Here is a 6,047-nt window from a genome sequence, read left to right as displayed (position 1 = left end):
GTAGACCTTGAAGCGATCATTGTCGTTCATGAAGCTCTTCTCGGGGAAGGGCTGCTCGTTGGAGCCGAAGGGCATCTGGGCGCGCAGCTTCCAGGACTTGGGCACATGCCATTCCTTCTGCACGGCCTCGTCGACCAGCGGGGCATAGTGCTGCAGGCTGGCGCCGATGCCGTGCTCGGCCAGGGCCGTCCACACGGCGAACTGCGCCATGCCGCCGGACTGCTCGGAGAAGGCCGGGAAGGCGTCGGCATAGAGCGGGAACTGCTCCTGCAGGCTCTTCACCACGTCCTGATCCTCGAAGAACAGCACGGTGCCGGCGCCGGCGGCGAAGGAATCCATCTTGGCCTCGGTCGAGGCGAAGCTGTCGGCGGGCACGATCTTGCGCAGGATTTCCTTGGTCAGATGCCAGAATTTGTCGCTCTGTTTGCCGAACAGGATCACGGCGCGCGAACTCTGCGAATTGAAGGAGGACGGGACATGCTTGATCACGTCCTGGATCAATCTGCTGATCTCTTCCTCGCTCTTGGGCAGCGTCTTGCCCAGGGCATATTGCGTGCGGCGGGTCTTGATATGATCGATAAAGGTCTTGGACATGAGGAGTCTTCTCTATCTGTGTGACGTCGAGGAGGGCCGTCGCTTGCGGCACTTCTTATCGCAGCCCTCCATGCCTCGAATGTGACGGGATGGAAATCTGGATAATTTCGATGGTTAGATGCGAAAAGGTTGAGATGTCGTAGCGCTTCGGTCGGTTTTGCCAAAAGGCCAGACGGATCTTTCGATCCGTCTGGCAGTTGGCGACGCAAGGCCGGGCTGGCCCGGCCTTCCTCCTCAGGCGGTCGCAACGTTTTTCCGGTTGAGGGCGGCGTCGACGCTGAGGCCGCCGGCACCGAAGGCTACGACCTGGAGCAGGCCGCCTGCCATGGCGATGTTCTTGAAGAAATGGATGAACTGGTTCTGGTCGCCCAGATTGTTATGAAAGAAGGCGGCGGCGGCGACGGAGAACACCGCCATGGCGAGGGCGACGAGGCGGGTCTGGTAGCCGACGATCAGCAGGATGCCGCCGACAAGCTCGACCAGGATCGCGAGGATGACGCCGAGATAGGGAAGCGGCAGACCGGCAGCCGCGATATAGCCGGCAGTGGCGGCCGGAGCCGTCAGCTTGCCGAAGCCGCTGAGAAGAAAGATCGCCGCGATCAGCACGCGGCCGAGCAGGGGGGTGTAGCGAACGTCTGAGGACATGGCAGTTTCTCTTTTTGGTTGAGGGCGGTGAGCGGCTTTGTCCGCTCAGGCCTTGATGTCGGTAAAGTGCGCGCTTTCCAGCGCCTTGGCCAACGCATCCGTGGCACCCGAGGGGGCGAGGGCCACGATATGGATTCTCGGCAGCGGCTGAGACTGCTCCTTGAGGAGCAGGGACGCCAAAGCCGGGTTGGCTTTTCGGCCGAGGATGCGATCGAACAGGGTGGTGATGAACATGGCGAGCACCTCATCTGAACTTGGTGCCGTTATCTCAAAGATTGATGTTCAAGAAAATATGGATAATATAGACAATTAGGTTCGAGGAAGTTGATATGTCTGATCCGCGCCCCACGCTTGACCAGCTTCAGGTCTTCCTTGCCATCGTCGAGGCCGGCAGCTTCGCCGGCGCGGCCCGTCAGCTCGGGCGCGCGACCTCGGTGGTGAGCTACACCATCGCCAATCTGGAAGCTCAGCTCGGGCTGGAGCTTTTCGATCGCGATTCCACCCGCAAGCCCCAACTCACCGAGGCCGGCAAGGCCATGCTGGCCGAAGCGCGTGTGGTGGCGCGGGGCGTGGGCAGCCTGATCGCCAAGGCCAAGGGTCTGACCTCGGGGCTGGAGGCGGAGGTCACGCTGACGGTCGACGTCATGCTGCCGCCCTGCGCCCTGGTACGGGTACTGAACGCCTTCCAGGCGGAATTTCCCACCGTGTCGTTGCGACTGCATGTCGAGGCGCTCGGCGCCGTCACTCAGCATGTGCTCGACGGCATCGCCGATCTCGGCGTGGGCGGGCCCCTGTCGCGCGACATCATCGGCATCGAACGGCGGGGCATCGGCTCCATCCGGCTCATCCCCGTGGCTGCTCCTTCCCATCCCCTGGCCAGCCTCAGTAGCGAGGAGGCCGATGTCCGGGCACAGGAACATGTGCAACTCGTGCTGACGGACCGTTCCAAATTCACCGAAGGGCAGGAATTCGGCGTGCTCAGCTCGAAGACGTGGCGCATCGCCGATCTCGGCGCCAAATTCATGCTGCTGCGCTCCGGCATCGGCTGGGGCAGCATGCCCGAGGACATGGTGAACGACGATATCGCCGCAGGCCGGCTGGTGCGCCTGGCGATGACAGGCTGGGATCGCAATCTCTATCCCCTGCAGAGCATCCGGCGCACGGATACGGCGCTCGGCCCTGCTGCGAGCTGGCTGCTTGCCAGGCTGAAGGCGGCGCTGGACGAGACCGGCGAGGCGCTTGCCGCTGCGCGCAGCGCGGCATAGGCGTCGCCAGGAAGCTGGGCAGGCAAGGGGCACCGGGTGCGCGGATGAAGGCGGCCTATCGCTGTGTCGTCCCCTTCATCGGCACCACTGTGACCTTGGTTCCATAGTTGTTCAGCGCTTCCAGATATTCGGGCTTGATGCCGTCATCGGTGATCAGTTCGTCGATGGCGGAGAGCTCGCAGAAGGTCGAGAAGGACGGTGCCGAGAATTTCGAGCTGTCGACCACCACGATGGTGCGACGGGATGATTGGATCATCTTGCGCTTGAGCGAGGCGACTTCGAGGGCGGCATCGGTGAGGACATTGCCGCTGACGGCATAGGCACCGGTGACGCAGACATCGGCGTGCACGGTGTTGAAAAAGCTCTCGCCCGGCTCGCCCCAGAGCGAACGCCAGCCGCCGGGCCGGATGGTGCCGCCCGGCATGATCACCCGCCAACTCGGTACGTCGGAACTGACCTGCGCGATCTCCAGGCTGTTGGTGACCACGGTGAGGGAAAGGTCGCGCAGGGCCGCGGCCCGTACCACTTCCATCACGGTGGAACTGGCTTCGAAGATCACGCTCTCGCGATTGTTGATGCGCAGGGCCGCTTCGGCGCCGATGGCGATCTTCTGGGCGCGCTGCATATGCGCATTGATCTGCGATTCACGTTCGAAGGTCGCTTGCAGCGGCGGCACCAGCAATGCGCCGCCATGGGTGCGTTCGAGATAACCGCCTTCCATCAGATGTTCGAGATCGCGGCGAATGGTCGATTGCGACCCGCCGATCGAGTCGGCCAGTTCCTGGATGGAGGCCGCCCCATTGATGCGCAGATGCTCCAGAATGAGCGCCCGCCTTTTGGCGGGGATGATCTCGACGCGTTTGGTGGGGGCTTCCATATAAGGCGGACTCCTTTGAGCATGCAGATCATCGACACGGCCCCGAGATGCACAGACCCTCGGCGCCGTCAGACGATACAGGCTCGACTTAGGCACAATCTTGCAGATTCTGCCATTGAAGCGCGTTGCTTCCCAGATGGACAAAAGGCGGATCGCCGGGATCCGCCTTTGCCAAGTCGGCTTGACAGGGCCGGCGGTGAAGGCCGTCAGGCGACCTTCTTCAGGGCCGCCGGCTTGAGCACATCCTCGGTGATCGCGAGGTCATCTTCCAGGCTGCGCTTCGCCTTGAGGCCGCTCTTGGACAATTCGCCATGATAGGCCTTGACGGCTTCGTCCGGTGCGATGGTGCCGTCGGCGACCTGTCGCATCAGCACCAGCAGCGCAAGCGGATCCTCGGCCAGGTTGATCTTGCGGCCGAACAGGGCGACACGGCCACCATATTTTTCGGCCTGGTGCAGCAATTCGAAGGTGTCACGGGTCGTGCCGGCGCCGCCGCCAAGTACGCCGACCACCAGGTCGGGATCGAAGCTCGACAGTTCCTCGAGCGCCTTGGGGCCGTTATAGACGATCTTGAGGAATTGCGGGCGGTCCGCCTTGGTCACGCCGGCCAGGCAGCGCAGGATGCTGTCATTGATGTATTCGCCGATCTGCTGGCGATCGAGGCCGCAGTCGACATTGGGATTGAAGACTTCGAAGAAGTACTTGAAATTGTTGTCGGCGGCCTCTTCGCGGAAGGCTGCGAAGGCGTCGAGTGCCTCATAGTCGTGATCGATGTCGTTGAGGAAAGTCACCGAATAGAGGCCGAGATCGGTGCCGGTCACGGGTGCGCCGATCGCGGGATCGTTGGTGCCGTACATGACGCGCGAAAGGTTGGCGGTCCGGAAATGGCGGGAGGGATGCTTGGTATAGGCCTGGTGGCGCACGCCGCCCCAGCAATCGGTGGTGTCATTGGCGCGAATGGAGGGTTTCACCGCCGAAGTGCGGAAGACGCCGCGCTCGTGCAGCAGTTCGAGATTGGAGGCCGACACCAGCATGATGTCGACGATATCCTGCTCGACGATGGCCTGGATCTGGTCAAGAAATTCGGCGCGCGTGCGCACCCGGCCCTGGCCGCCGTCGGTGCTGCGGGCAAAGCCGGTTGCCGCAAGGCCGGAGCCCATGTCGCCGTCCTTGGCATCGGCAATGATGAAGTCGGAACGCTTGTAGTTGCCCGCTCTGATATTGCGCAATTTCTGGTCGAGACGGGTTTGGGGGTAGGCCATCGCACATGCTCCTTGGACTGGCGATGAATGCCGCCGCTTCCTCGCTGCGGCGAGTCGCATTCATTTCAATGACACTCATATACGATCAAAATCTTTCAAACCAGTGCAAAATTTTCCGTTCACAAGGATTATCGCTGGCATCCGCAGGGCAGGAATCCTTGTGGAGGGCGACGCGAATTCGCATGGATGAGATTTGCCATTTGCTGCTGCGTTGCGGGAGAAGGAATGAAGAGTCTGCCAATCGCATCGGTGTGAAGGAGAAATGTCGTGCTGCCGAATTTCGAAACGCAGCGCCTGCTGATACGGCCGCGCACCATCGCCGATTTCGAAGCCTGCCTTGACATGGATCGCGATATCGAGGTCACCAAGCATATTCCGGGGCCCTGGCACGATCCGGAACAGCACGAGGCGTTCGTCAGGCAGCGCATGCAGGCCGACTATGGGCCGGGGCTGGGCTACGGGACTGTCGTCGACAGGTTTCATCCCGATCGCTTCCTGGGGTGGATCCTGCTCATTCCCGCCGACGGAGCCGGGCCTGAGATCGAGATCGGCTGGCGGCTGGTGCGGAAGGCATGGGGCAAGGGCTATGCGACCGAAGCGGCCGTGCCGGTGGTTCGGCATGCTTTTGCCACGCTCGAGGCAGACAGGATCGTAGCCGAGATCGCTCCCCGCAATGCCGCTTCGCTGCGCGTCGCGCAGAAGCTGGGCCTCAGCGATGCCGGCATGCGCAATGATCAAGGCGCGATCTGGAAGCGCTTCCAGATGACGCGAAGCGATTTCGCTTCGCTCGAAGCGACCGGACGCTGAGACACCCAGCCCCGGCTAGGGAGCAGAGGCAAGGGCCTGCAACGGCCGGCTGTCGGCCGGCCGCTACAGGACAGAAAGCGGGACTTAGCCGTTGGTCGGGGCAGGTGCTGCCGACAGGGCTTCCTGCAGCTTCTGCTCTTGTTCCGGCGACAGCGAGGTCTTGATCACCCGTCCCTTGAGGCCGCTGAATTCGGCCAGGACCTTCTCGGGTTGGACCTTGCGGACCAGCACGAACAGGGCGGAGGAATTGTTGGGAATGGTCTGGCCGAGCGACTTGATGAAGTCGTCGTCGATGCCGTAATCGGCGAGCGAACCGGAGAGGGCGCCGACGCCCGCACCGACGGCGCCTCCGATGGCGAAACCGGCCAGCGGGTTGAGGAAGAGCAGGCCGACAAGCCCGCCCCACAACGCACCGGAGAGCAGGCCGGAACTTGCACCGATGCCGGTCAGGTTGATGCTCTGCTTGAGATGAACCTTGCCCTCGGCATTGCGGGTGACCACCACCGCATCCTCGAGATCGACCAGATATTCCTTCTTGAGCGCGTCCAGCTTGAGCAGGACCTTGTCGGCCTCATCGATGGAATCAAAGCCGACGAC

8 protein-coding genes are annotated in these 6,047 nt (G+C 62.3%); 2 read left to right on the top strand and 6 right to left on the bottom strand.

Annotation, left to right across the window (positions count from 1 at the left end):
* The 3 genes from ACTJKX_RS37640 to ACTJKX_RS37630 all read right to left on the bottom strand — a co-directional run.
* Window positions 1–594 (bottom strand): nitroreductase family protein (locus ACTJKX_RS37640; RefSeq protein ID WP_440728089.1); only part of this gene is annotated, 594 nt, incomplete at its 3' end.
* A 234-nt stretch (window positions 595–828) separates the two neighbouring features.
* Window positions 829–1,239 carry a DoxX family protein gene (locus ACTJKX_RS37635; RefSeq protein WP_367623117.1) on the bottom strand — a complete coding sequence of 137 codons (411 nt, stop codon included), beginning with the start codon at window positions 1,237–1,239 and terminating at the stop codon, window positions 829–831.
* Between the two features lie 45 nt (window positions 1,240–1,284).
* Entirely contained in the window at window positions 1,285–1,473 is a 189-nt protein-coding gene (locus ACTJKX_RS37630; protein ID WP_311935272.1) for a hypothetical protein, read from the bottom strand.
* Between the two features lie 95 nt (window positions 1,474–1,568).
* Here ACTJKX_RS37630 and ACTJKX_RS37625 point away from each other — a divergent pair, with 95 nt between their 5' ends.
* Entirely contained in the window at window positions 1,569–2,504 is a 936-nt protein-coding gene (locus ACTJKX_RS37625; protein WP_440728448.1) for a LysR family transcriptional regulator, read from the top strand.
* A gap of 55 nt (window positions 2,505–2,559) precedes the next feature.
* On the opposite strand, the gene ACTJKX_RS37620 is transcribed toward ACTJKX_RS37625, so the two are convergent.
* Window positions 2,560–3,381, bottom strand: a complete 822-nt coding sequence (locus ACTJKX_RS37620; RefSeq protein WP_311935268.1) for a DeoR/GlpR family DNA-binding transcription regulator — start codon at window positions 3,379–3,381, stop codon at window positions 2,560–2,562.
* Between the two features lie 206 nt (window positions 3,382–3,587).
* Complete coding sequence (locus ACTJKX_RS37615) at window positions 3,588–4,643, bottom strand: hypothetical protein (RefSeq protein ID WP_367623116.1); 1,056 nt, start codon at window positions 4,641–4,643, stop codon at window positions 3,588–3,590.
* Between the two features lie 267 nt (window positions 4,644–4,910).
* Between ACTJKX_RS37615 and ACTJKX_RS37610 the strand changes: the two genes are divergently transcribed.
* Window positions 4,911–5,450, top strand: a complete 540-nt coding sequence (locus ACTJKX_RS37610) for a GNAT family N-acetyltransferase (RefSeq protein WP_440728447.1) — start codon at window positions 4,911–4,913, stop codon at window positions 5,448–5,450.
* A gap of 84 nt (window positions 5,451–5,534) precedes the next feature.
* On the opposite strand, the gene ACTJKX_RS37605 is transcribed toward ACTJKX_RS37610, so the two are convergent.
* Window positions 5,535–6,047 (bottom strand): DUF1269 domain-containing protein (locus tag ACTJKX_RS37605; RefSeq protein ID WP_440728446.1); only part of this gene is annotated, 513 nt, incomplete at its 5' end.

This window comes from Labrys sp. 22185 (assembly GCF_052045555.1).
Classification (GTDB): domain Bacteria; phylum Pseudomonadota; class Alphaproteobacteria; order Rhizobiales; family Labraceae; genus Labrys; species Labrys neptuniae.
Note: the sequence above shows the minus strand (reverse complement) of the source record. Positions and strands in the feature narration are given on the sequence as shown.

Bases quoted from the DNA above. Each gene is read 5' to 3' on its own strand.
- ACTJKX_RS37615 (WP_367623116.1), bottom strand. From the start codon at position 4,643: ATGGCCTACCCCCAAACCCGTCTCGACCAGAAATTGCGCAATATCAGA.
- ACTJKX_RS37625 (WP_440728448.1), top strand. From the start codon at position 1,569: ATGTCTGATCCGCGCCCCACGCTTGACCAGCTTCAGGTCTTCCTTGCC.
- ACTJKX_RS37635 (WP_367623117.1), bottom strand. From the start codon at position 1,239: ATGTCCTCAGACGTTCGCTACACCCCCCTGCTCGGCCGCGTGCTGATC.
- ACTJKX_RS37630 (WP_311935272.1), bottom strand. From the start codon at position 1,473: ATGTTCATCACCACCCTGTTCGATCGCATCCTCGGCCGAAAAGCCAAC.
- ACTJKX_RS37620 (WP_311935268.1), bottom strand. From the start codon at position 3,381: ATGGAAGCCCCCACCAAACGCGTCGAGATCATCCCCGCCAAAAGGCGG.